General features: G+C 71.4%; 19 protein-coding genes and 1 pseudogene. 13 read left to right on the forward strand and 7 right to left on the reverse strand.

What is annotated here, in order from left to right; translation table 11 throughout:
• Nucleotides 1-91: 91 nt before the first annotated feature.
• From ABD481_RS10185 to ABD481_RS10205, 5 genes and pseudogenes are all read left to right on the forward strand, one after another.
• Nucleotides 92-1,003 (forward strand): annotated as a pseudogene (locus ABD481_RS10185) (ABC transporter ATP-binding protein); the annotation flags it as partial.
• Nucleotides 1,004-1,322: 319 nt separating this feature from the next.
• A complete protein-coding gene (locus tag ABD481_RS10190) occupies nt 1,323-2,270 on the forward strand; it encodes an ABC transporter permease (protein WP_344665321.1) in 948 nt (315 codons plus the stop codon).
• Nucleotides 2,271-2,347: 77 nt separating this feature from the next.
• Nucleotides 2,348-3,298 carry an ABC transporter ATP-binding protein gene (locus ABD481_RS10195; protein WP_344665463.1) on the forward strand — a complete coding sequence of 317 codons (951 nt, stop codon included), beginning with the start codon at nt 2,348-2,350 and terminating at the stop codon, nt 3,296-3,298.
• Between the two features lie 14 nt (nt 3,299-3,312).
• On the forward strand, nt 3,313-4,107 hold the full coding sequence (locus ABD481_RS10200) for an ABC transporter permease subunit (RefSeq protein ID WP_344665322.1): 795 nt from the start codon (nt 3,313-3,315) through the stop codon (nt 4,105-4,107).
• Between the two features lie 16 nt (nt 4,108-4,123).
• The gene (locus ABD481_RS10205) at nt 4,124-4,960 is read left to right on the forward strand and encodes an AraC family transcriptional regulator (RefSeq protein WP_344665323.1); all 837 of its coding nucleotides are present in this window, start codon (nt 4,124-4,126) and stop codon (nt 4,958-4,960) included.
• A gap of 568 nt (nt 4,961-5,528) precedes the next feature.
• Here the strand turns inward: ABD481_RS10205 and coaA are convergent.
• Nucleotides 5,529-6,521, reverse strand: coding sequence for a type I pantothenate kinase (gene coaA / locus ABD481_RS10210; protein ID WP_344665324.1), 993 nt, complete (start codon nt 6,519-6,521; stop codon nt 5,529-5,531).
• Nucleotides 6,522-6,614: 93 nt separating this feature from the next.
• Between coaA and glmS the strand changes: the two genes are divergently transcribed.
• Nucleotides 6,615-8,507 (forward strand): glutamine--fructose-6-phosphate transaminase (isomerizing), encoded by a 1,893-nt coding sequence (gene glmS / locus ABD481_RS10215; protein WP_344665325.1) that lies wholly within the window; start codon nt 6,615-6,617, stop codon nt 8,505-8,507.
• 20 nt (nt 8,508-8,527) lie between these two features.
• Entirely contained in the window at nt 8,528-8,878 is a 351-nt protein-coding gene (locus ABD481_RS10220; RefSeq protein WP_344665326.1) for a holo-ACP synthase, read from the forward strand.
• Nucleotides 8,879-9,196: 318 nt separating this feature from the next.
• On the opposite strand, the gene ABD481_RS10225 is transcribed toward ABD481_RS10220, so the two are convergent.
• The 3 genes from ABD481_RS10225 to ABD481_RS10235 all read right to left on the reverse strand — a co-directional run bounded on the left by ABD481_RS10225 (nt 9,197) and on the right by ABD481_RS10235 (nt 12,858).
• The gene (locus tag ABD481_RS10225) at nt 9,197-10,840 is read right to left on the reverse strand and encodes a purple acid phosphatase family protein (protein WP_344665327.1); all 1,644 of its coding nucleotides are present in this window, start codon (nt 10,838-10,840) and stop codon (nt 9,197-9,199) included.
• A gap of 199 nt (nt 10,841-11,039) precedes the next feature.
• Complete coding sequence (locus ABD481_RS10230; protein WP_344665328.1) at nt 11,040-12,089, reverse strand: substrate-binding domain-containing protein; 1,050 nt, start codon at nt 12,087-12,089, stop codon at nt 11,040-11,042.
• A gap of 139 nt (nt 12,090-12,228) precedes the next feature.
• Nucleotides 12,229-12,858 carry a DUF1707 SHOCT-like domain-containing protein gene (locus tag ABD481_RS10235; RefSeq protein ID WP_344665329.1) on the reverse strand — a complete coding sequence of 210 codons (630 nt, stop codon included), beginning with the start codon at nt 12,856-12,858 and terminating at the stop codon, nt 12,229-12,231.
• 113 nt (nt 12,859-12,971) lie between these two features.
• Between ABD481_RS10235 and ABD481_RS10240 the strand changes: the two genes are divergently transcribed.
• Entirely contained in the window at nt 12,972-14,489 is a 1,518-nt protein-coding gene (locus ABD481_RS10240) for an NAD(P)H-hydrate dehydratase (RefSeq protein WP_344665330.1), read from the forward strand.
• Here ABD481_RS10240 and ABD481_RS10245 read toward each other — a convergent pair.
• The 3 genes from ABD481_RS10245 to ABD481_RS10255 all read right to left on the reverse strand — a co-directional run bounded on the left by ABD481_RS10245 (nt 14,413) and on the right by ABD481_RS10255 (nt 17,448).
• On the reverse strand, nt 14,413-15,816 hold the full coding sequence (locus ABD481_RS10245) for an MFS transporter (RefSeq protein WP_344665331.1): 1,404 nt from the start codon (nt 15,814-15,816) through the stop codon (nt 14,413-14,415). The two genes, ABD481_RS10240 and ABD481_RS10245, sit on opposite strands and share 77 nt — an antisense overlap.
• Nucleotides 15,817-15,830: 14 nt before the next feature.
• Entirely contained in the window at nt 15,831-16,451 is a 621-nt protein-coding gene (locus ABD481_RS10250; protein ID WP_344665332.1) for a helix-turn-helix domain-containing protein, read from the reverse strand.
• Between the two features lie 151 nt (nt 16,452-16,602).
• Nucleotides 16,603-17,448, reverse strand: coding sequence for a GNAT family N-acetyltransferase (locus tag ABD481_RS10255; RefSeq protein ID WP_344665333.1), 846 nt, complete (start codon nt 17,446-17,448; stop codon nt 16,603-16,605).
• A gap of 103 nt (nt 17,449-17,551) precedes the next feature.
• Between ABD481_RS10255 and alr the strand changes: the two genes are divergently transcribed.
• From alr to galE, 5 genes are read left to right on the forward strand one after another with little or no spacing between them, the layout of a single operon-like run.
• Nucleotides 17,552-18,739, forward strand: a complete 1,188-nt coding sequence (gene alr, locus ABD481_RS10260; RefSeq protein WP_344665334.1) for an alanine racemase — start codon at nt 17,552-17,554, stop codon at nt 18,737-18,739.
• 28 nt (nt 18,740-18,767) lie between these two features.
• Nucleotides 18,768-19,919, forward strand: a complete 1,152-nt coding sequence (locus tag ABD481_RS10265) for an alpha/beta fold hydrolase (protein ID WP_344665335.1) — start codon at nt 18,768-18,770, stop codon at nt 19,917-19,919.
• Nucleotides 19,920-19,960: 41 nt separating this feature from the next.
• On the forward strand, nt 19,961-20,680 hold the full coding sequence (locus ABD481_RS10270; RefSeq protein WP_344665336.1) for a glycosyltransferase family 2 protein: 720 nt from the start codon (nt 19,961-19,963) through the stop codon (nt 20,678-20,680).
• Entirely contained in the window at nt 20,681-21,040 is a 360-nt protein-coding gene (locus ABD481_RS10275; protein WP_344665337.1) for a DUF2304 domain-containing protein, read from the forward strand.
• Nucleotides 21,037-23,115: a UDP-glucose 4-epimerase GalE gene (gene galE / locus ABD481_RS10280; RefSeq protein WP_344665338.1), complete on the forward strand. Its 2,079-nt coding sequence runs from the start codon at nt 21,037-21,039 to the stop codon at nt 23,113-23,115. Before ABD481_RS10275 ends, galE begins: the two co-directional genes overlap by 4 nt.
• Nucleotides 23,116-23,214: the final 99 nt, after the last annotated feature.

The following is a 23,214-nucleotide window of genomic DNA, read 5'->3' on the forward strand; positions in this document are numbered from 1 at the left end:
CGCGTTCCCTACGGTGGGCACTATGACCACAGCCACGACACCGACGGCCGGCCCCGCCGGCGCGGCCGTCCCCGCGGCGGGCCTCGCCGCCGTGATCGAGGCATCCGGCCTCACCAAGCGCTATCCCGGCACCTCCCGGGGGCCGGTGACGGCCCTGGACGGCCTGACCCTCGCGGTCCCGCCCGGCGTCATCGGCCTGGTCGGGGCGAACGGCGCCGGCAAGTCGACGCTGATCAAGATCCTGCTGGGGCTGCTGGCGCCGACCTCCGGCTCGGCCGCGGTCCTCGGCTACGACGTGGTCGACCAGGCCGAGCGGATCAGGACCCTGGTGGGCTACATGCCCGAGCACGACTGCCTGCCGCCGGACGTGACCGCCACCGAGTTCGTCACGCACATGGGCCGGATGGGCGGGCTGCCGCCGACCGCCGCCAAGGAGCGGGCCGCCGAGGCGCTGCGGCACGTCGGCCTGCACGAGGAGCGCTACCGCCTGACCGGCACCTACTCCACCGGCATGAAGCAGCGGGTGAAGCTGGCCCAGGCCCTGGTCGGCGACCCCCGGCTGCTGCTGCTCGACGAGCCCACCAACGGCCTGGACCCGGCCGGCCGCGAGGCCATGCTGGACCTGATCGAGCGGATCGGCGCCGAGTTCGGCATCTCCATCCTGGTCGCCTCGCACCTGCTCGGCGAGATCGAGCAGATCTGCGACTCGCTGGTCGCCATCGACTCCGGCAAGCTGCTGCGGGCCGCCTCGATGTCGGCCTTCACCAAGGCCAGCGCGGTGCTGGCGGTCGAGGTCGACGAGGGCACCGGACAGCTCGGCGCCGCCCTGAAGGCCGCCGGGCTGGAGCCGCGCCGCGACGGCCGCGCCCTGCTGGTCCGGCTGGGCGCCACCGACGAGGAGGCGGACCGCGTGTACGACGCCATCCGGGACGCGGTGGCCGACCTCGGCCTGCCGCTGAACCGGCTGGAACGGCGCCGGCACCGGGTGGAGGAGCTGTTCGCCGACGAGCGGTTCGAGGACGACCGGTTCGACGACGAGGCCGCCCTCGGCGCTCCCGCCGCCGGTACGGCTTTTGCCGGCACCGGTGCTACCGACATCGGTTCTGTCGGTGCCCCGGTTGCCGCCGCCCTTTCTGCCGACAGCCTTGCCGACAGCCCTGCCGACGGCCCTGCCGCCGCTGCCGACCCGGTCGCCGCCGCCCCCACCGACCCGGCTGCCGCTGCCGACTCTTCCGCCGCTGCCGACCCGGCCGCCGCCCCCGCCGACCCCCCTTCCGCCGGCACCACCGCCGGCGGCGCCGCGACCGGAAACGAGAGCGCCGATGAGCACTGAGACCGCCACCCCGTCCGGTGTCATCCACGACATCGGCTACCGCACCTACGACGGCGAACGCGTCGGCCGCCTGGGCATCGTCCGCGCCCTGTACTGGCACAGCCTGCGCTCGGCCTGGGGCCTGGGCCGCGGCCCCAAGGCCAAGATCGTGCCGTTCATGGCGCTGGTCATCATGTGCCTGCCGGCCGTCGCCAACGCCTTCTCGGTCTCCCGCACCGGCATCCGTGCCATCGCCTACGACGAGTACATGTTCAGTTTCCAGCTCGTGCTGGTCCTGTACCTGGCCGCGGTCACCCCGGAGCTGATCTCCCGCGACATCCGCAACCGCACCCTGCCGCTGTACTTCTCCCGGCCGCTGCGCCGCACCGACTACCCGCTGGCCAAGGTCAGTGCCCTGATCACGGCGATGCTCGTGCTCACCGCGGTCCCCGAGCTGCTGCTCTACGTCGGCACCATCGGCTCGCTGCACGGCGCCTCCGAGGTCTGGCACGAGACCCGCGCCTTCCTGCCCGGCGTGGAACTGGCCGTGGTCTACTCCGTCACCTTCGCGATCCTGGCCGCGCTGCTGTCCTGCTTCACCGGCCGCCGCGCCTTCGCCACCGGCGCCGTCGCCGTGTTCTTCTTCGGCACCTGGGTGGTCTCCACCGCGATGGTCCACCTCACCGGGTTCCGGCCGCACTACCACCACGACCCCGACGGCGGCGGCTACTTCGTCAAGCCCGAGAGCCCGGGCCTGGGCCCGAAGATCTCCGGCCTGCTCAACCCGGCGAACATGATCGAGGGCATGAAGGAATGGATCGTCGGCCGGGCCCCGGACAAGGCCGAGATCCCCTACCCCGGCGGCTTCGGCGCGGTCTACCTGATCGTCCTGGTCGCCCTGTGCGCGCTGGGCCTGTTCCTGCTGATGCGCCGCTACCAGAAGGCGAGCCTGCTGTGACCATCGACAACATCCCCGGCCAGCGGGACACCGCGGCGGCCGGCACCGGCGCCGAATCCGGCTCCAGTGCCGCCACGATCGCCCCGGACCCGGCCGCAGGGCACGGCGCCGCGGCCGAGATCGTGCTCGACAACGTCACCCACTGGTACGGCAACGTCGTCGCCGTCAACGACATCAGCATGACCATCGGCCCCGGCGTCACCGGCCTGCTCGGCCCCAACGGCGCCGGCAAGTCCACCCTGCTGCACCTGGTCTCCGGCTTCCTGTCGCCCTCCCGCGGCACCGTCACCGTCGCCGGCCAGGCCACTTGGCACAACCCCGGCATCTACCGGCTGATCGGCCTGGTCCCCGAACGCGACTCCGTCTACGCCTTCCTCACCGGCCGCCAGTTCGTCACCGCCACCGCCAAACTGCACAAGCTCGCCGACGTCGACACCGCCGTGGCCCGCGCACTGACCATGGTCGAGATGGACACCGAGGCCGCCGACCGCCGCATCGACACCTACTCCAAAGGCATGCGGCAGCGCATCAAGGTCGCCGCCGCCCTGGTCCACCAGCCCCGGGTGCTGCTGCTCGACGAGCCGTTCAACGGCATGGACCCGCGCCAGCGCATGCACATGATGGACCTGCTGCACCGCCTCGGCGACAGCGGCCACACGATCGTGTTCTCCTCGCACATCCTGGAAGAGGTCGAACGGCTCTCGGGCACCGTGCAGGTCATCGTCTCCGGCCGGCTCGCCGCCTCCGGCGACTACCGCACTATCCGCCGCCTGATGACCTCCCGCCCGCACGTGTTCCAGGTCGCCTCCAGCGACGACCGCGTCCTGGCCGCCGCGCTCATCGGCCGGGACTCGGTCAACGGCGTCGAACTCGTCCCCGGCGGCGGCCTCCAGGTCCGCGCCGGCGACTACGGCGCGTTCAGCCGGGAGTTGGCGGCCGTCGCCCGGGAGCACGGCGTGCGGCTGCGCACGGTGCTGCCCGCCGACGAGTCGCTGGAGTCCGTGTTCACCTATCTGGTGGCTTCGTAAGGAGATTGACACCCATGTCGACCGTCTTCAACCCCACGATCGCCGCCATCACCCTGCGCGGGCTGCTGGGCCGCCGGCGCTCGCTGCTGATCGCGCTGCCGCCGGCCCTGCTGCTGGCCCTGACCATCGGGCTGCGGGTCACCACGGACATCAACAGCTCGCACGACTTCGGCTGGCCCGGCGTGGTGCTGGGCCAGATCGGCCTGGTCACCCTGCTGCCGCTGACCGCCATGATCATCGGCACCTCGGTGCTGGGCACCGAGGTCGACGACGCCTCGATCCTGCACCTGCTGGCCACCCCGGTCAGCCGGGCCACGGTGATGACCACCAAGTGGATCGTGGCCTCGGCCGCCACCCTGGTGTTCGCCGTCGTGCCGATCACGGTCGCGGCGTTCGTCGGCACCACCGGCTACGTCGACAACCCCGGCCCGCTGGACATGACCTTCACCCCGGTCAAGGGCGACACCGCCGAGGCGCTCGGCGTGATCGTGGCCGCCGCCGTCGGGGCCGTGGTCTACAGCGCCTTCTTCCTGTTCCTGTCGGTGGTGACCAAGCGCTCCGTGGCCGTGACCCTGATCTACATCCTGGTCTGGGAGAGCCTGCTGACCCGCCAGGTCAGCGGTCTGCGGCTGCTGTCCATCGGCCAGTACGAACTGGGCCTGGCCGACCAGATCGGGCACCTGCCGAACCTCGGCGCGCACCTGACGATGAGCACCTCGGTGGTGATGTCGGTGGTGTTCACGGCCGGGGCGCTGATCTACGGCACCCGCCGCCTGCAGTCCTTCAGGGTTTCCGGGGAGGCCGCCTGACAATAGCCTGGCGGCCATGGAAAGCGTGCGCCGCGAGCCGGACCCCGCACTGCGCCGCCTCGCGCACCGCTACCACGGCTTCCACCTGCCGCACGCCCCCGAGCGATCGCGCCTGGAGATCCCCTCCGGCGCGGTCACTCTGCTGCTGGCGTTCGGCGAACCGATCCGGATCGGCCCGATCGAGGCCGCCGAGCCGCCGTTCGAGCGCGGCTCGTTCCTGACCGCGGGCCGCTCGGCCGCCTCGATCGGCCGGCACCGCGGCCGCGTCCACGGCCTGGAGATCACCCTCGGCCACACCGGCACCCACCGGCTCCTCGGCCTGCCGATGGCACACCTGGCCACCGGCTTCCCGACCCTGGCCGAGATCCTGGGCCGCCCCGGGGAGCTGCTGGTGGAGGAACTGGCCGGCCTGCCGGACTGGGAGCAGCGCTTCCACCTCCTGGACGGCTGGCTCCAACGGCGCGCGGCCGACTCGCCCGTGGTCCCGTCCTGGCAGGTGACACGCGCGCTGCGACTGATCGCGGCCGGCCGACCACTGCGGGAGGTGCAGCACGACGTCGGCTGGAGCGCCCGCCACCTGCGCAGCCGCTTCCTGGAGCAGGTGGGAATGCCCCCGAAATCGGTGGCGCGGATACTGCGCCTGCAGACAGCATTGCGGGCCCGGCTGACCGGCCGCAGCTGGGCCCAGGCCGCGGCCCTGGCCCGCTTCCACGACCAGGCGCACCTGACCCGCGACGTCAAAGCGATGACCGGCCTGACGCCGGGACGGCTGGCGGAGCTGCGGCACGGAGCCCCGCCCGGGTCCGCACTCGACCGGCTCCCCGGACGGGTCACCAGCGTGTTGCTCGACTGACGCAGTGACCTGCCCCGGCCCTCGCACCTCCGGCTCTTGCCCAGCCGCCCCGACCTCGCCTCCGACCCGCGTGACGACACCGTTCCGGCCGGTTCCGCGGCCGGTCGCGGTGCCGTCCCCCCGCATCGAGCGGACCGGCATGCCTCCACACGATGGCCGGAGCGGCGCGCCGATGTCTTGTAGAAAAGGGAGACGGGCTGGTCGGCGGGGTCGGCCGGACGGCTCGATCCGACGAGTCGGAGAGCTCTGATTCGCCATCGCGGTCCGCGCGCGACTTGCCGACCGCGACTCGGCGCTCAGCGACACCCGCCCAGCAGCCACCGCTAAGCAAAACCGCTCGGCGGATACCACCTGCCATGCACCGCTTCTCGCGCACCGGCTACTGCTCGCCGCTCGCCGCTGTGGACCGCTTCTTGCCGCCGCCTGCCACTCTCCGCTCGCCAGCTACTGTTCGCTGCCTGCCGCGCACCACTTCTCGCGTGCCGCCTGCCAGCTACTCTGCCCCGGCCCCACTCCCGCCCCTGCTTCCCCTTCCTGCTTTCTGTGTCCTGAGTCCTGTGCCCCCACCTCAAGGCTTCCGCAGCTGCACCCGCTCCACCCGATGATCAGCGCTCTTGCGCAGCACCAGCTTCGCCCGGCCGCGCGTCGGCAGGATGTTGTCGATCAGGTTCCGCTCGTTGATCGAGGTCCAGATCTCCTCGGCCAGGCCGCGGGCGGCGTCGTCGGTCAGTGAGGCGAAGCGGTGGAAGTAGGACTGGGGGTCGCTGAATGCTGTGGAGCGGAGGGCCAGGAAGCGGTCGGTGTACCAGCGCTTCAGGTCCGAGCGGCGGGCGTCGAGGTAGATCGAGAAGTCCAGGAAGTCCGAGGCCGCCATCGAGGTGCGGCCGTCGGCTCGGGTCCGGGCCGGTTGGAGCAGGTTCAGTCCCTCCACCAGCAGGATGTCGGGGCGCTGCACTGTCACGCATTCGCCGGGCACGATGTCGTAGACCAGATGTGAATACACCGGTGCCTCGACCGTCGCCTGGCCGGACTTCACCGCCGACAGGAAGCGCAGGAACGCTCGTTGGTCGTACGACTCCGGGAAGCCCTTGCGGCCCATCAGGCCGTGCTTCTCCAGCACGGTGTTCGGGTACAGGAACCCGTCGGTGGTGATCAATCCCACTTCGGGGTGCTCGGGGCTGCGGGCCAGCAGTTCCCGCAGTGTCCGGGAGAAGGTGGACTTGCCCACCGACACCGAGCCGGCGATGCCGATCACGAACGGCGGCGCCGTCTCCGGCGTCCACTGCCCCTGCGGGTCGCCGACTCCGGCGGCGAACGAGGCGATGGTGCCGCGCAGGTGCGCGGTGGAGCGTACGTAGAGGCTCAGCAACTGGGTCAACGGCAGGTAGACGTCGCGGACCTCCTCGATGTCGGTCACGTCGAGCAGGCCGCGCAGCCGCTCGATCTCCGGCTCGGTCAGCGGCAGCGGGGTCCGGTCCCTCAGGGCTGCCCACGCGTCTCGGCTGAACTCCAAGAACGGGTTGGGCGCGGGAGGTGCGGCCTGGGCCTGGGCACTGGTCACGGCTCCACCCTACCGACAGCCTACCGACTGGTAGCGGCGCCGTATTGGTCTGTACCAATCCAGGTCAGCGGGTATACCACTATGCTCCTCCCCATGTGCGGAATCGTGGGTTACGTAGGCTCTCAGCAAGCCCTTGGCATCGTGGTGGAAGGTCTGCGCCGGATGGAGTACCGGGGATACGACTCGGCGGGCATCGCCGTGGTCGACCGGTCCGCCGGCGAGGCGCGGCTGGCCGGGGCGAAGAAAGCCGGGAAGCTGGCCAACCTGGAGAAGGAACTCGACGTCCGGCCCCTCCCGGCGTCCACCACCGGCCTGGGCCACACCCGCTGGGCCACCCACGGCGGCCCGACCGACGGCAACGCCCACCCGCACTTCTCCGCCCCCGCCGACGGCGTCTACACCGACACCGCCGGCAAGGTCGCGGTCATCCACAACGGCATCATCGAGAACTTCGCCCGCCTCAAGGCCGACCTCGTCGCCGACGGCGTCACCTTCCTCAGCGAGACCGACACCGAGGTCGTCGCGCACCTGCTGGCCCGCGACTTCGCCGAGGCCGGCGACGGCGACCTCGGCGCCGCCATGCGCCGCGTCGTGAACCGCCTGCAGGGCGCCTTCACCCTGGTCGCCGTGCACGCCGACGCCCCCGACGTGGTCGTCGGCGCCCGCCGCAACTCCCCGCTGGTGATCGGCGTCGGCGAGGGCGAGGCGTTCCTGGCCTCCGACGTCTCGGCGTTCATCGCCTACACCCGCGAGGCCATCGAGATGGGCCAGGACCAGGTCGCCGAGGTGTACCGGGACGGCTCGGTGAAGATCACCACCTTCGACGGCGAGCAGGTCCAGGGCAAGCGGTTCCACGTCTCCTGGGACGCCTCGGCCGCCGAGAAGGGCGGCTACGACTGGTTCATGCAGAAGGAGATCGCCGAGCAGCCCCAGGCCGTCGCCGACACCCTGCTGGGCCGGGTCAACGCCGACGGCAAGCTGGTGCTCGACGAGATGCGGCTGTCCGAGGAGGAGCTGCGCGCCATCACGAAGATCATCGTGGTCGCCTGCGGCACCGCCTACCACGCCGGCCTGATCGCCAAGTACGCGATCGAGCACTGGACCCGGATCCCGGTCGAGGTCGAGCTGGCCGGCGAGTTCCGCTACCGCGACCCGATCCTGACCCGCGACACCCTGGTGATCGCGATCTCGCAGTCCGGCGAGACCATGGACACCCTGATGGCCATCCGGCACGCCCGCGAGCAGCACTCCCGGGTGCTGGCCATCTGCAACACCAACGGCTCCACCATCCCGCGCGAGTCCGACGCCGTCGTCTACACCCACGGCGGCCCGGAGATCGGCGTCGCCTCCACCAAGGCGTTCCTGACCCAGCTCACCGCCTGCTACCTCGTCGGCCTCTACCTGGCCCAGGTCCGCGGCGTGAAGTTCAACGACGAGGTCGCCGAGGTCCTGACCCAGCTGTCGGACTCCCCGGCGGCGATCGCCGAGACCCTGAACCGCATGGACCCGGTGCGCAAGCTGGCCCGCTCCATGGTCGGCGCCCGCACCGTGCTGTTCCTGGGCCGCCACGTCGGCTACCCGATGGCCCTGGAGGGCGCGCTCAAGCTCAAGGAGCTGGCCTACATCCACGCCGAGGGCTTCGCCGCCGGCGAGCTCAAGCACGGCCCCATCGCCCTGATCGAGCAGGACCTGCCGGTCGTGGTCGTGGTGCCCTCGCCCAAGCGGCCGCTGCTGCACGACAAGATCGTCTCCAACATCCAGGAGGTCCGGGCCCGCGGCGCCAAGACCATCGTCATCGCCGAGGACGGCGACGAGGCCGTGGCCCCCTACGCCGACTTCCTGTTCCACGTCCCGGAACTGCCGATCCTGCTCCAGCCGCTGGTCGCCACCATCCCGCTCCAGGTCTTCGCCGCCGAACTCGCCGACGCCCTGGGCTACGACGTCGACCAGCCGCGTAACCTGGCCAAGTCGGTCACGGTGGAGTAGCGGCAGGTAAGGACTCGCGCATGATCCTGGGTGTGGGCATCGACGTCGTGGACGTCGAACGGTTCGCGGCGTCGATCGCCCGCACGCCGGCGTTGCGCGAGAAGCTGTTCACCCCCGCGGAGCGGGAACGCGGCACCGCCTCGCTGGCGGCGCGGTTCGCGGCGAAGGAGGCGCTCGCCAAGGCCCTCGGCGCGCCGCGCGGCCTGCGCTGGCACGACGGCGAGGTGGTGACGCTGCCGGACGGCCGGCCGGAGCTGCGGGTCACCGGGACGGTGGCGGCGCTGGCCGCGGAGCGGGGCATCCGCACGTTCCACGTGTCGCTGTCGCACGACGCCGGGATCGCCTCGGCCGTGGTGATCGCCGAGGCCTGAGGCTGGCGGGCGAGCCACGAGCGGGAGAGCCGGCAGCGGGAGAACCAGCGGCGGGAGAGCCAGCAGCGGGAAAACCAAGAGGTGGTGGCCGGTTCCACCCGGACCACCACCTCGATACCTGGAACCGGCCGACCGGCGACGGGGTCCCAGGCTGGCTTGTCGCTCAGCGCCTCACCGAACCGGCCGCACCGTCTCGGCGAGGCCGCTTCCGCTTCGGCGCTTCGTGCTCAGTGCGCAGTGCTCAGCGTTTCGTGCTCAGCGCTCGGCGCTTCGTACTCAATGCTCAGCGCTCGGCGCTTCGTACTCAGCGCCCAGCGCTCAGTGCTTGCCCGCGGTCCGCTCGATCGTGAAGTGGTCGAGCTGCGCGCCGCTCTCGGCCAGCGCCGTCACCTTCAGCGTGGTGGTGCGGCCGGCGCGGGCCGGGGTCGCGTCCACGCGCAGGAACGAGTAGCCGGTGTAGCGGGCCCGGGACCAGCCGACGGTCTCGGTGACCTTGCCGCCGCCCTTGACCCAGTGGTAGGTCGCGACCGAGTCCAGCGAGGACACGTTGCCCTCGTAGGAGTCCGGCACCGGGAACGAGTACAGGCTGCGGCCCGCGGCGCCGGCGGTCGCGTAGACCACGCCGCCGTCGGCCGGGTAGTGCGTGCTGCCGGCCGGCAGCGCCTTCTTGACCGCGTTGTTGGCGATCGCGTCGGTGCGCTCGTACACGTGGTTGTGGCCGTTGATGACCAGGTCCACCTTGTGCTGCTCGAACAGCGGCACCCACTGGTCCCGCACGCCGCCCTCGGAGGCGTGCTGGTTGGTGGTGGAGAACGCGCAGTGGTGGAAGAACACGACGATGAAGTCGACGTCCGAGCGGCGCCGGAAGTCCGACAGCTGCTGCTCCAGCCACTGGGTCTGCTTGCCGCCGGTGATGTTGTAGTTGGCGGGGATCTCGTAGGAGACGTCGTTGGGGTCCAGGGAGATGACCGCGACGTTGCCGTAGACGAAGGAGTAGATGCCCGGGGCGTTCACCGGGTCCGGGCCGTTGGCGATGAAGTCGAAGCGCGCCTCGTCGCCGCCGTAGCCGTTGGGGGAGTACCAGGCTTCCATGTCGTGGTTGCCGACGCTGACCATCCACGGCACCGTCTTGGCCACCGACTCGGTCTGGAACAGGAACGAGTCCCAGGTGCGCGCGTCGTACTGGGAGCCGTCGGCGGGCAGGCCCTGGCCGGCCGGGTCGCCGTAGGCGATGTCGCCGGCGTGCAGGTGGAACGCCGGGTTCTGGGCCAGGATCACGCTGTCGTTGCCCAGCGCGTGGTAGCTGACGCCCTGGTCGCCGAACGCGGTGAAGGTGAACGGCTCGGCCGCGTCGCCGCCGTGCCGGCGCGGGCGCGGGCCGGTGGTGAAGGTGCCCAGGGTGCCGGCGTTCTGCACCGCCGCCGGGTCGAAGCCGTCGTGGCCGACGCCGTAGAAGTACGTCGTCTCCGGCTCCAGGTGGTCGATCGCCACGTGGTGGTAGAACTGGTCGACCGCCGCGCCGGTGGTGACCAGCGCGGGGGTGTGCAGGGCGCGGGTCTCGGCCGAGATCTTGTGGCCGAGCTCCAGCGGCGAGCGACCGAACCGCAGGTACGGACGGTTCACCGGCACCGGCGTCTGCCACGCCACCCGGAACTGGCTGCTGGGGTCGGCACCGAAGGCCAGGTGGCGGCCGTAAGGGGCGACCAGCGCGCCGTTGACGGCGCCGGAGCCGGGACGGCCGTAGTAGGCCGGGGCACCCTGCGAGTCGCCGCCCTGCGAACCGCCCTGGGCGGCGTTCGCGGTCCCGGCCAGCAGCGGCATCGAGGCGACCGCGCCGGCGGCGAGCGCGCCGCCCCGGATCAGGCCGCGCCGCGAGAACTTCGAGCGCAGGTACTCGTGCTGCTCGGCCATGCTCATGCGCGCGGCGAGTTCGGCCGGCACGCCCATATTGGGAAGGTCCATCTCCATGATCAAGATATTCGTACCTTGGGATGAACTCCGGGTGTGCGGCAGACCAAGGCCGGAGGTCAGGTGGCCTGTTCGGACTTGAAACGCTTTAAGGGTTCTCAGTGGGGTTTGATGAAACTCCAGGGTGCGGCGTGCTCGACCGGGCCGAGCACGCCGCACCGCGACCGCCGCGGGGGCGCGAGACCGAGAGGCGTCAGATCCCGATCAGCTGCGTACCGCAGCCGGCCCCGAGCGATTGGAAGCCGTAGCTGCTGATGACGGCCGCCCCGCTCTTGCAGATCCAGCCGTTGATCGAAGCCCTGCCGAGCAGCGCCTTGAGCGGCGGCCCGAGGGTCGCGCTGTTCCAGTCGCTGACCCGCACCACGTTGTAGAGATTGCGCAGGTAGGCCGAGGGAAGGCCGGAGTTGAACTGCTGACCGACCGTGAGGATCTGCGCGATCCCGTCGATGGAGCGGAAGGCGTCCAGCGAGCCGGGCAGGTCCGACCCGGAGCCCTTGCCGTCGTAGACCTGGCCCACATAATGCGCCAGGTTGTACGGGAAGATCACATTGGGGTTGCCCGTGAATATCGCGGCCGTGCCCTCGTTCTCCGTCGGGGTGACCGGCGACCAGCAGGGCTCGGAGGTGGCCGTGATCCCGAGGTCCGCCAGCCAGGTGCCCCGCGTGTCCGTGCCGAGCTGCGGCAGGACCGGAATGATCGTGGTGCTCGGGCCGATGTAGCCGGCGATGTCCGTGATCTGGTTCCAGGAGGTGATGGTGCAGGAGAAGATGCCCCGCAGGTCGGCGCTGGTCAGATTGCTCGGTGCGTTCCCGCCGGTCTCCGCGGACCAGCCGATCGCGTCCCTGACGAACGGGATGAAGTAGTCCAGGCTCCCCGACAGCGGGCCGCGCGCCGAACGCGCGACGTCGACCACGGACGACGACGTGCTGTTCAGCAGGCTGATACCGGCCTGCGAACCGTTCGGCCGGGCGACCGGCGCGGCCCCGGCCTTCGTGACGATCGGCGAGCTGCCGGTCGCGTCCCAGCTGTAGCAGGGGACGGCCGGCGGGATGGCGTCGTAGGCGGCGCAGATCGCGCCGATCAACGCCTGGTCGATCCCGGTGCCGACGAACACGATGCTGTTCGCCGGCGGCGGGAGGACGGGCGGATCCGCGGCGGCCGGGGACGTGTCGGCCAGCACCGCGAACAGGGCGACGAAGGCGGCGAGCAGGGTTCTGACAAAAGGTGCGCGCGTCTTGTTCACCCGGTCAGTGTGCGTCGCGGGCGCACCGGGCCCAATGCGGCCGATTCATTGTGTTTGCGGCCGATGCGTCCTCGGAGCGCCTTAGTCGCCGGCGGTTCAGGAGGCGGTTCAGGGGTGCGGTTCAGGGAGTGGTCCGGCGCTACGGCAGCGCCCGCTGAGCCTGCTTGGCCCGGCGGCGCGCCGCGAGACCCGACAGCTTCCGCACCCGCAGATTGGTGTGCTGCGTCTGGCCCGAGATCACCAGCCGCACCGCGTTCGGCCCGGCCGCGCCCAGATCCCGCTGGTTCACGTTGGTGTGCCGCACCACCAAGGCGCTGGTGTCGAACGTGGAACCGTCCGGCACGGTCATCCGCAGGTTGCAGTGCCGCGTGTCCAGCACGATCTCCACCTCGCGGGCCCCGTGGAACACCGCCTCGGTGAAGTCCAGCTCCACCGTCCCGTGCCGCACCGTGACCGTCAGCTGCCGCGGCACCAGCCAGGCCCCGCGCTTGTGGGTGTTGCCGTGCGTGATGGTGATGCTCTGCGAAGACTCCGCCTCGCTCCGGCGCGCCACCCCCGCGGCCGTCGCCGACTGCGGCAGGTCCTTGATCAGCCGGTCCAGCTCGCCGTAGGTCCGGGCGTTCAGCGCGTCCTCGATGCGCTGGTCCAGTTCGTCGGGGTCGATCCGGCCGTCCCCCGCGGCGACGCGGAGCTGGTCCACGACGATGTCGCGGTCTTCGTGGGACGCACGCAACTCGGCACGCGCCGTCGGTTCGAGCTCGCCTGACATGCCGGTGATCCTAGCGAGGCGGGGTGGCGGGGGACAGTGCGGCGGCACGGGGCTCCGCACCGAAATGCGATCCGCGATTGGCGCCACGGGCCGCCTCGCGCCAGGGTGGGACCATGCGGACGGCGTTCTCGGTCGACCAGGTGCGGCGCGCGGAGGCGGCGCTGATGGCCCAGCTGCCCGAAGGCGAGCTCATGCAGCGCGCGGTCGCCGGGCTGGTGGCCTCCTGCGTACGGCACCTCGGGGGACGGGTTTACGGCAAGCGCGTGGTCGTCGTCGCGGGCAGCGGCGACAACGGCGGCGACGCGCTCTACGCGGGCGCACGGCTGGCGCGGCGCGGTGCAGTAGTGGAGGCCGTGCTGCTCGACGAGGCGCGGGCCCACAGCGGCGGCCTGGCCGCCCTCCGGGCGTCCGGGGGACGCGCCGCCAACGCGGCGGACTGGACCTTCGGCGGCGCCGAGCTGGTGCTCGACGGAGTCGTGGGCATCGGCGGACGCGGAGGCCTGCGGCCCGCCGCGGCCGCCGTCTTCGCCCAGGTGGAACGGGCCCGCCGCGCGCCGGGCACCGGCCCGATCCTGCTGGCGGTCGACATCCCCAGCGGCGTCGACAGCGACAACGGCGAGGTGACCGGCCCCGCCGTACGCGCCGACGTCACCGTCACCTTCGGCACCCACAAACCCGGGCTGCTGATCTCCCCCGGGGCCGAGCACGTCGGCGCCCTGGAATTCGTCGACATCGGCCTCACCCCCCACCTGGAAGGCGAACCGGTCCTGCAAGCCCTCGAAGCCCAGGACGTCCAAGCCCTGCTGCCGACCGCCTCCGCCGAGAGCAACAAGTACCGCCGGGGAGTCGTCGGCGTCGTCGCCGGCTCGACGCGCTACCCCGGCGCGGCCGTGCTGGCCACCGGATCAGCCCTGCGCAGCGGCGCCGGCGCGGTGCGGTTCGTCGGCGAATCCGAGGTGAGCGCCGGGGTGCTCGCGCAATACCCCGAAGTGCTCATCGGCGCCGGCCGCGTCCAATCCTGGGTGGTCGGACCCGGCATCGGCCTGGACGACGGCGGCCAGGTCGCGGCGGCGCTCGCCGAACAAGTCCCGGTCCTGGTCGACGCCGACGGACTGGCGGCCCTGCCGCATCCCGTCCACCGGCCGCACCCGACCCTCATCACGCCGCACGCCGGAGAAGCCGCGCGGCTGCTGGGCGACCCGTGGACGCCGGAACGCGTCGAGGCCACCCGGTTGGCCGTGGTGCTGGAACTGGTCGCCAGAACCGGCTGCACGGTGCTGCTGAAGGGCTCGACGACCCTGGTGGCCGAGCCCGGGAACCCGACAGTGCGCGTCAATCCGACCGGGACACCGGCCCTGGCCACAGCCGGCTCCGGAGACGTCCTGTCCGGTCTGGCCGGAGGACTGCTGGCCACCGGCCGCACCGCCTACGACGCCGGCTCCGTCGCCGCCTACTTGCACGGCGCGGCGGCGCGGGAACTGCTCCGAGAACGCCCCGGGCGGCAGATCATTGCCGGGGACCTGGTGGAAGTGCTGACGGCCGGCGCGGTCGGCACTACGCCGGAGCCCGCACGTCGCGGAACGGCCGCGACACCAAGCACACCACCCCGAGCACCTCGATCGACCCGCTGAGCACGAACGCGGCCCGCAACCCGAGCACCCCCACCGCGACGCCCATCAACGCCATCGTCAACGGCACGATCCCGAGCGACAGCAGCGTCACGACGCTCTCGAAACGGCCCCGGAACGCATCCTCGGTCACCGACTGCTGAAGAACCGTCGCAGGCACCCCGATCGCGCTCGACAGGATCCCCACGATGGCGCTCGCCGCGATGGCGGCTCCGAGCGAGGGGACCAGCGCCATCGCCGCCGCGGCAACGCCTTCGGCCGCGCCGGCGACGGCCAGCCAGGTCCCGAGACCGCAGCGCGGCCGCACCTTGCCCATGCAGAGCGCTCCGACGGCCGCTCCGACGCCAAAGCCGGTGAGGAGCAGGCCGATGCCCGGCGCGCCCCAGCCGCGTCGCGTGGCGAGGAGGGCGGCGCCGACGTTGAGGGGGCCGACGAAGCCGATGTTGCAGAGGGTGAGCCAGACGACGTAGGGGCCCAGGACGGGATGGCGGCGCAGGTAGGAGACGCCGGAGAGGAAGCTGCGGGCGAAGGATTCTTTGGGCGGGGCCGGAGTTGCGCGCGGGCTGTAGTCGGTATCGGCGCCGGTTTTTGTGTTCGTGTTCGTGTTCGTGTTCGTGGTCGCGGATGCGGATGCGGATGCGGATGCGGATGCGGTCTGGGTCATGTTCGGAGTTTTTGCGGAGTGGTTGGCTTCCGCTTCGCCACTGCCGCTGTTCTCCGAAGCGATTGGCCGAGGCCGAACGCTCATGACCGCCGCCATCGACGCCAGGAAGCTGACCGCGTTCACCACCAGCGCCACCCCGAGGCCCGCCGTCGCGGCGACCAGGCCGCCGAGCGGAGCCCCGATCGTCAACGCCAGCCGTCCCGACAGCGTTGCCAACACGGCCCCGCTTGCGTACTGGTGCGGCTCCAGCAGCTGCGGCCGCAGCGCTGCCGACGCCGGCATGAACACCGCGTCCACGATCCCGAACACCACCGCGATCACCGCCAGCAGCCCCAGCCCCGGCGTCGCGGTGACCAGCACCGCGGCCACCAGGCACACCACCACCCGCAACGCGTCGCTGCCGACCATCAGCTTCCGGACGTCGTAGCGGTCGACGAGCACCCCGCCGAACAGCACCAGCAGCAGCCGCGGCACTGAGGACACGGACAGCACCAACCCGGCCGCCGCGGGCGACGCGGAACGCACGGCCGCGTACGACAGCGCGACGTACCAGAACTGGTCACCAAGCGCGCTCAGCGTGGCGCCACCGAGGTAGCGCAGGTATTGGGCGTTGCGGTGCGCGGGTATCCGGCGCGGAAGGAACACGGTCTTGAGCGCGATCGTCATGGCGGGCTCCTTCCTCAGGGCCGTTCCGGGAACGCGTGGAAGAACAGGAACACGTGCTCGCGACCGTCGACCGGCTGCTGTTCCGGGCGCAGCGAGGGATCCCGCCGCCCCGGCTCGGACCAGCGGCGGATGACGGCGTTCAGCTCCTCGCACAGTGCCCGCAGCTCGTCCGGCCGCAGCCGCAGGTTCGAGTTCGACGAGGTCGCGGCCTCCTGCCAGTCCGCGCTCCAGCCCTCGCGGGCCACGGCGTGGGTCCGCAGCCGCTCGAACTGGTCCTCCACCTGCTGGGCGTAGGCCGCCTCGGCGACGATCCGCCCCTCGGGCGTCCGGAAGTCGGTGTTCGACCAGACGACGGCCCCCTGCGGAACCCGCCACCACCGTTCGCGACGGTCCCGCGCCAACTCCGGGGCCTCCTCGATGAAGCCGCGCTTCCCGAGCTCCCGCAGGTGGTAGCTGATCCGGCCGGGGTCGGCGCCGTCGAGGTGCTCGGCCAGGATCGTGGTGGTGGAGGGGCCGAGCTGGGTGAGCAGACGGAGAAGCCGCTGGCGGAGCGGGTGGGAGAGGCCCTTGAGGGTTTCGGGGTCGGTGATGCGGCGCGGCGTGGCGGCTGTGGTCGGTGGTTCGGGTGCGGTCACAGGAACCACCGTAGATTCAGAAGGTTCCTTCTGCAAGGTGTCTTCCGGAAGATATCTTCTGCAATAGGGGAGGGGGGTGAGGTGCGAAGGGGCCGCCTGTCCCGAGCCAGGCGGCCCACACAGCCATTCGGCCTGCTGGCCGGCTACTGGGCTACTCGGCCGCTGCCGCGTCCCCCGGCTTCCAGATGAACAGCATCTCCCCGAGGCTCCGGTACCCGACCGTCGCGTACAGCCGCTCCTGATCCGGCCCGGCCGGCGAAAGCCACACGCAGTCCAGCCCTGTCGCCTCCAGCAGGTGCCGGGTCAGCGCCGCCGTCACCGCGGCCCCGATCCCGCGCCGCCGATACGCCGTCCGCGTCGCGATCCCGCCGATCTCGGTCGTGCCGTCGATTCCGGGCCCCGAGGACCCTCCGGCCATCGGCACCCCCGCGTCGGCCGTCCCCGCGGCGCCGCGTGCCAGCACCGCGAACTTGCCGCTTTCCAGGGAACTGCGAAGGCCCGCCACCTCCGCCGAGAAATCGCCGTCGTGCTCCTTGCCCGACTCGCCGGACTCGCCGCCCGCCTCGCCGACGAACGCCTCCCACTGAGCCTGCGCCACGCCCCGCAGTTCCTCGTCGCCGGCCGTCGCGTCCAGGACCACGACCTCGACGCCGTCCACGTCCAGCGGCCCGACCAGCTCCGCCGCCGTCACGATCATGAACGGAAGCCGTTGCTGATCCTCGAATCCGGCCTCCTTCAGCGCCTCCTCCACCCCCGGGGCGCCGCCGGGCGCGAATTCCAGCCGCGGCGTCCGGTCCCGCTTCTCGAAGGCGGCGATCAGGGCTGCGATGTGCTCCGGCGTCGGCTCGGCGTTCGGCTCCGGAACCGCGTAGTTCAGGAACGGGTTCCCGTTGTCGGCGTCGAACCCGATGTGGAACGGCCCACACGCCTCGTTGGTCGCGCGGCCGCGCGCGTTGGCATGGAGATAGCCGTTGACCTTCGACTCCAGCGTTTCCAAAATCGATAACCCCCTCGTGGACGGAGCCCGCGACGACGACTCGGAAGGCCGCTGGAGGCGGCCGTCGACGTCGGGGACGCGACAGCCTGGCAGACTACCGTCGATGACAGACCAGACCGCCAATGGATTAACGCCCGGCGCCGGGCCAGTGCTCCGCGCCGAGGCGGTGATCGACCTCGACGCGGTCCGCGCGAACACCGCTCGCGTGGGCCAGATCGCCGCCGGCTCCGGGGCCGGCCTGATGGCGGTCGTGAAGGCCGATGCCTACGGGCACGGCGCCGCGGAGTGCGCGCGGGCCGCGAAACAGGCCGGCGCCGCGTGGCTCGGCACCGCGCTGCCCGAGGAAGCCCTCGAACTGCGCGCGGCCGGGATCACCGGACCGATCCTGTCGTGGCTGCACCACGTCGGCGGCCCCTGGGACGCCCTGATCCGCAACGACATCGACGTCACCGCCTACGCCTCCTGGGCCCTCGACGAGATCGTCGCGGCCGCGCAGCGCCTCGGCATCGTGGCGCGCGTGCAGCTCAAGGCCGACACGGGCCTGGGGCGCGGCGGCACCCAGCCGCACGACTGGCTGGAACTCGTGGAACGGGCGGCGAAGGCCGAGGCCGCCGGCCACGTGAAGATCACCGGTCTGTGGTCGCACTTCGCCTGCGCCGACGAGCCCGGCCACCCCTCGATCCAGCCCCAGCTCGACGCGTTCGGGCAGGCGCTCGCGGTCGCCGACCAGGCCGGGCTGCGGCCCGAGGTGCGGCACATGGCCAACAGCCCGGCCACGTTCACGTTGCCGGAAGCTCATTTCGACCTGGTGCGCCCCGGCCTGGCGCTCTACGGCCTGTCGCCGCTGGCCGACGTGACCCCGGCCGAGCTCGGCCTGCGCCCCGCGATGACCCTGCGCGGCCGCGTGGCGCTGGTCAAGACCGTCCCGGCGGGCCACGGCGTGTCCTACGGCCACAGCTACCACACCGACGCCGACACCTCCCTGGCCCTGATCCCGCTCGGCTACGCCGACGGCCTGCCGCGCAACGCCTCCAACATCGGCGAGGCGCTGGTCGGCGGGCAGCGGTACCGGGTGGCCGGGCGGATGGCGATGGACCATTTCGTCGTCGACCTGGAGGACCCGGCGGCGGTGGACCGCGTCCACGCCGGCGACGAGGTGGTCGTCTTCGGGCCCGGCGATCGGGGCGAGCCCACCGCCGACGACTGGGCCCGCGCCGCGGGAACATTGAATTACGAGATCGTCACGCGCATCGGTCCGCGTGTTCCGAGGGTCTACGTCGGGAAATCTTGATGTAGACCCAAACACCGGAAGGGGCGCAATGGCAGCGAGCACCGCGAAGAAGGCGGGCATAGCCGGGGTCGCGGTCGGGGTGATCGCGGCCGGCGCGGCCGCCGGGTTCGCCCTGGAGCGGGCCACGATCGGCCGCGCGGTACGCCGTTTGGCCGAACCTCGCCGGCCGGCCGAGCCGTACGGGACGCTGCGCGGGCGTCCCCTGACCGTCCGCGCCGAGGACGGCGTGGGCCTCTACGTCGAGGTGGACGGCCCGCAGCTGTTCACCGGCGGCGCCGGCTGGGCCCGCAAGGGCCCCGGCACCACGCCCGGCGGCCCCACCCTCGTGTTCTGCCACGGCTACGCTCTGCACCAGGACACCTGGCACTACCAGCGCGCCGAGTTCGCCGCGACCAACCGCTGCGTGTTCTGGGACCAGCGCGGCCACGGGCGCTCCGAGCGCGGCACCCAGGCCTCCCACACCATCGACCAGATCGGCCGCGACCTGCGGACCGTGCTGGACGCGGTGTGCCCGGACGGCGACGTGATCCTGATCGGCCACTCCATGGGCGGTATGTCGATCCTGGCGCTGGCCGCCGAACACCCCGAGCTGTTCGGCGGCGGGGCCGGGGACCACGCCCGGGTGTGCGGCGTGGTGCTGGTCTCCACCACCGACGGCCACTGGAACGAGATGACGCTGGGCCTGCCGGCCGGGGCCGCGCGGCTGTTCCAGCGCACCGCGCCCGGCGTGTTCGCGCTGCTCGGCCGCGGCCACACGCTCGTGGACCGCACCCGCCGCGCCGGCACCGACCTCGCGCAGCTGCTGACCCGCCGCTACGCCTTCGCCTCCGACGTGCCGCCGGCCCTGGTCCGCTTCACCGACGAGATGCTGTCCTCGACGCCGATGGACGTCATCGCCGACTTCTTCCCGACCTTCGCCGCGCACGACAAGGCCGGGGCCCTGGCCACGCTGGGCCACGTGCCGGTGGAGATCGTCGTCGGCGACCACGACCTGCTCACCCCGGCCTTCCACAGCGAGCGGATGGCCGCCCAGATCGACGAGGGCGCCGCCGCGCTGCCGGAGGGCGCCGGGCACCGGGCCGGGCTGGAGATCGTGCCCCGCGGCGGCCATGTGCTGCCGCTGGAGCACCCGGACGCCGTCGACGGCGCGATCCGGCGCGTGCTGGCGCGGACGGCCTAATCGCCGTGCGATACGTCCTATAAGGACACAATCTGGGAGCTGTGCATACAGCGGAGCCTCCCGGTACGGATGGGACTTCGGAATTCGACGACGTCTGGGTCGTCATCCCCGTCTACAACGAGGCGGCGGTCATCGCCGACGTCGTCGAGGACGTGCTTCCGACCTTCCCGCACGTCGTCTGCGTCGACGACGGCTCCCGCGACGACTCCGCCGAACGCATCTTCCACACCGGCGCCCACCTGGTCACCCACCCCGTGAACCTGGGCCAGGGCGCCGCCCTCCAGACCGGCCTGGAATACGCGCTGCTCCACGACGACGCCCAGTACTTCGTCACCTTCGACGCCGACGGCCAGCACCGCGTCGAGGACGCCGCCGAACTCGTCCGCGCCGTCAAGGGCGGCGACGCCGACGTCGCCCTCGGCTCCCGCTTCCTCGGCGACACCGAACAAGTCCCCTGGATCAAACGAGCCCTGCTGAAAACCGTCGCCGCCCTCAGCCCCGCCGCGCGCCGCCTCCAACTCACCGACGCCCACAACGGCCTGCGCGTCCTCAACCGGCCCGCCGCCTCCCAGCTGAAGATCACCATGAACGGCATGGCCCACGCCTCGGAGATCGTCGACTACCTGGCGCGCTCGGAACTGGAAGTCACCGAAGTGCCCGTGACCGTCCTGTACACCGACTACTCCAAAGCCAAGGGCCAGTCCCTCATCAACGGCGTCAACATCCTGTTCGATCTCTCCCTGCGGTCACGGAGGTCATGAATGATCATCCAGATCGTCCTGCTCGCCGTCGCCGCCCTCCTGCTGCTCCTGTTCATCCGCAACTGGAACGCCGTCCAGACCCGCGCCCTCAAACGGCTCGCCTTCCTGTGCTTCATCATCGCCGTCGTCATCGCCGTCCTGCGCCCCGACTGGGTCGACTGGCTCGCCCACGAAGTCGGCGTCGGACGCGGCACCGACCTCGTCCTCTACGTCCTCGCCATCGCCTTCGTCTTCGTGTCCGTGAACACCTACTTCCGGCTCAAGACCCAGGAAGCACGCTTCACCGAACTGGCGCGCGCCATCGCCGTCCGCGACGCCATCGAGCTGAACGCCGAGCGCTTCGAGGCGGGACACCGATGAGCACTGAGCCGACGAACACCGAGCCGGCAAACACGGAGCCGATGAGCACCGAGCCGACGAGCACGGAGCAGACGGCAGGCGTGCACCCGCCGCAGAAAATCCTGATCACCGGCGGCGCCGGCTTCATCGGCTCCACCGTCGCCTCCGCCTGCCTGGACGCCGGCTACGTCCCGGTCATCCTGGACAACCTGTCCACCGGCCGCCGCGAATTCACCGAAGGCCGGACCTTCTACGAAGGCGACATCGCCGACGCCGCCCTCCTGGACCGGATCTTCCGCGAGCACCCCGACCTCGCCGCCACCGTCCACTGCGCCGCCCTGACCGTCGTCCCCGAATCGGTCGCCAACCCGATCCGCTACTACCGCGAGAACGTCACCAAAACCCTCGAACTCATCGAGGGCCTGGTCCGCAACGGCTGCCACCGCCTGGTGTTCTCCTCCTCGGCCTCCGTCTACGCCGCCGGCGCCACCGGCGAAGTCGACGAGAACGCGCCCATCGGACCCGCCAGCCCCTACGCCCGGACCAAAGCCGTCATGGAATGGATCCTCGAAGACGTGGCGCGCGCCGGCGAACTCCAGGCCATCGCGCTGCGCTATTTCAACCCGATCGGCGCCGATCCCGAGTTCCGCACGGGCAACCCCAACCCCCAGCCCACCCACGTGCTGGGCAAGATGATCACCGCCTACGAGCAGGACCAGCCGTTCCACATCACCGGCGTGGACTGGCCCACCCGCGACGGCAGCGCCATCCGCGACTACATCCACGTCTGGGACCTCGCCGAGGCGCACCTCGCCGCGCTGCGGAACTTCGACGCCATCGTGGCCCGCCACCTGGTCCCCGGGACGCAGCGCAGCGAGGTGCCCTACGAGGTGATCAACCTCGGCACCGGCGACGGCACGACCGTCCGCGAGCTCGCCGACGCCTTCCAGGACGCGGTCCCCGGCGAGCTCGAAGTCGTCACCGCGCCCCGGCGCCCCGGCGACGTCATCGGCGCCTACACCGGCACCGCCAAAGCCCGCCAGCTGCTGGGCTGGACCCCGAAGTTCACCGTCTCCGAAGCCATCCGCGACGCCCTCACCTGGGCCCGGGTCCGCGCCGGCCTACCCCCGGCGACGAGCCTGGCCCCGCCGCCCCCGCCCCGGCCGCCGGAGGCGACGGTCGACGTCCTCATGCCCTACTACGGCGACGTCGGGATGATGCAGGAGGCGGTGCGCAGCGTCCTGAACCAGCGGGACCCGCACTGGCGGCTGACCGTCGTCGACGACGGCGCCGAACCCGGCGTCCCGGAATGGTTCGCCGGCCTCGTCGCCGAACACGGCCCCGAGAAGATCCACTACCAGCGCAACGAGACCAACCTCGGCATCACCGAGAACTTCCAGAAATGCCTGGACCTCGTCACCCAGCCGCTGGTGACCATGATCGGCAGCGACGACCGCATGCTGCCCAACTACATAGGCACCGTCCGTGCCCTGATGAACACCTTCCCCCAGGCCTCCCTCACCCAGCCCGGCGTCGAGATCATCGACGAGAACGGCGAAGTCGTCGACCCCTGGATCGACAAGGTCAAACGCCGCGTCTACGCCCCCCGCGTCCACGGCGCGGCCGTCCTGGGCGGCGAGAGCCTGGCCGTGAGCCTGCTGCGCGGCAACTGGATGTACTTCCCCGCCATCTGCTGGCGCGCCGACATCATCACCGAAGTCGGCTTCAACCCCCGCCTCCGCGTCGTCCAGGACCTGGCCCTCACCCTGGAATGGATCCGCGCCGGCGCCCAGATCGTGGTCAGCGACACCACCTGCTTCCAATACCGCCGCCACGCCGTCAGCGTCTCCAGCGAACGCGCCCACACCGGCACCCGCTTCGCCGAGGAACGCGCCTTCTTCCTCGACGAAGCCGCCAAAATGGACCGCCTCGGCTGGCGCAAAGCCGCCCGCACAGCCCGCCTCCACCTGTCCTCCCGCCTGCACGCCGCCACCCTGCTGCCCGGCGCAGCCCGCCGGGGGAGCAGCTCAGGAGTACGGACACTGGCCCGCTACGCCTTCGGCCCCGCACGACGCTCCGGAGGATCAGCACGGTGAGCGGTGGTGGTCCGGGAGAGCCGGAACCTCCAGGAGAGGCTGAGCGCGAGCCCGGTGCTGCCGACAGCCCGGCTCGGAAGCCGGTGGTGCCTGAGGCGG

Origin of the sequence: Catenulispora yoronensis, assembly GCF_039531695.1 — a bacterium.
GTDB lineage: Bacteria > Actinomycetota > Actinomycetes > Streptomycetales > Catenulisporaceae > Catenulispora > Catenulispora yoronensis.

Bases quoted from the DNA above. Each gene is read 5' to 3' on its own strand.
- ABD481_RS10235 (WP_344665329.1), bottom strand. From the start codon at position 12,858: ATGTCAGGCGAGCTCGAACCGACGGCGCGTGCCGAGTTGCGTGCGTCC.
- ABD481_RS10275 (WP_344665337.1), top strand. From the start codon at position 20,681: ATGATCATCCAGATCGTCCTGCTCGCCGTCGCCGCCCTCCTGCTGCTC.
- glmS (WP_344665325.1), top strand. From the start codon at position 6,615: ATGTGCGGAATCGTGGGTTACGTAGGCTCTCAGCAAGCCCTTGGCATC.
- ABD481_RS10205 (WP_344665323.1), top strand. From the start codon at position 4,124: ATGGAAAGCGTGCGCCGCGAGCCGGACCCCGCACTGCGCCGCCTCGCG.
- ABD481_RS10220 (WP_344665326.1), top strand. From the start codon at position 8,528: ATGATCCTGGGTGTGGGCATCGACGTCGTGGACGTCGAACGGTTCGCG.
- ABD481_RS10200 (WP_344665322.1), top strand. From the start codon at position 3,313: ATGTCGACCGTCTTCAACCCCACGATCGCCGCCATCACCCTGCGCGGG.
- ABD481_RS10265 (WP_344665335.1), top strand. From the start codon at position 18,768: ATGGCAGCGAGCACCGCGAAGAAGGCGGGCATAGCCGGGGTCGCGGTC.
- galE (WP_344665338.1), top strand. From the start codon at position 21,037: ATGAGCACTGAGCCGACGAACACCGAGCCGGCAAACACGGAGCCGATG.
- ABD481_RS10225 (WP_344665327.1), bottom strand. From the start codon at position 10,840: ATGGACCTTCCCAATATGGGCGTGCCGGCCGAACTCGCCGCGCGCATG.
- ABD481_RS10240 (WP_344665330.1), top strand. From the start codon at position 12,972: ATGCGGACGGCGTTCTCGGTCGACCAGGTGCGGCGCGCGGAGGCGGCG.
- alr (WP_344665334.1), top strand. From the start codon at position 17,552: ATGACAGACCAGACCGCCAATGGATTAACGCCCGGCGCCGGGCCAGTG.
- ABD481_RS10245 (WP_344665331.1), bottom strand. From the start codon at position 15,816: ATGACGATCGCGCTCAAGACCGTGTTCCTTCCGCGCCGGATACCCGCG.
- ABD481_RS10190 (WP_344665321.1), top strand. From the start codon at position 1,323: ATGAGCACTGAGACCGCCACCCCGTCCGGTGTCATCCACGACATCGGC.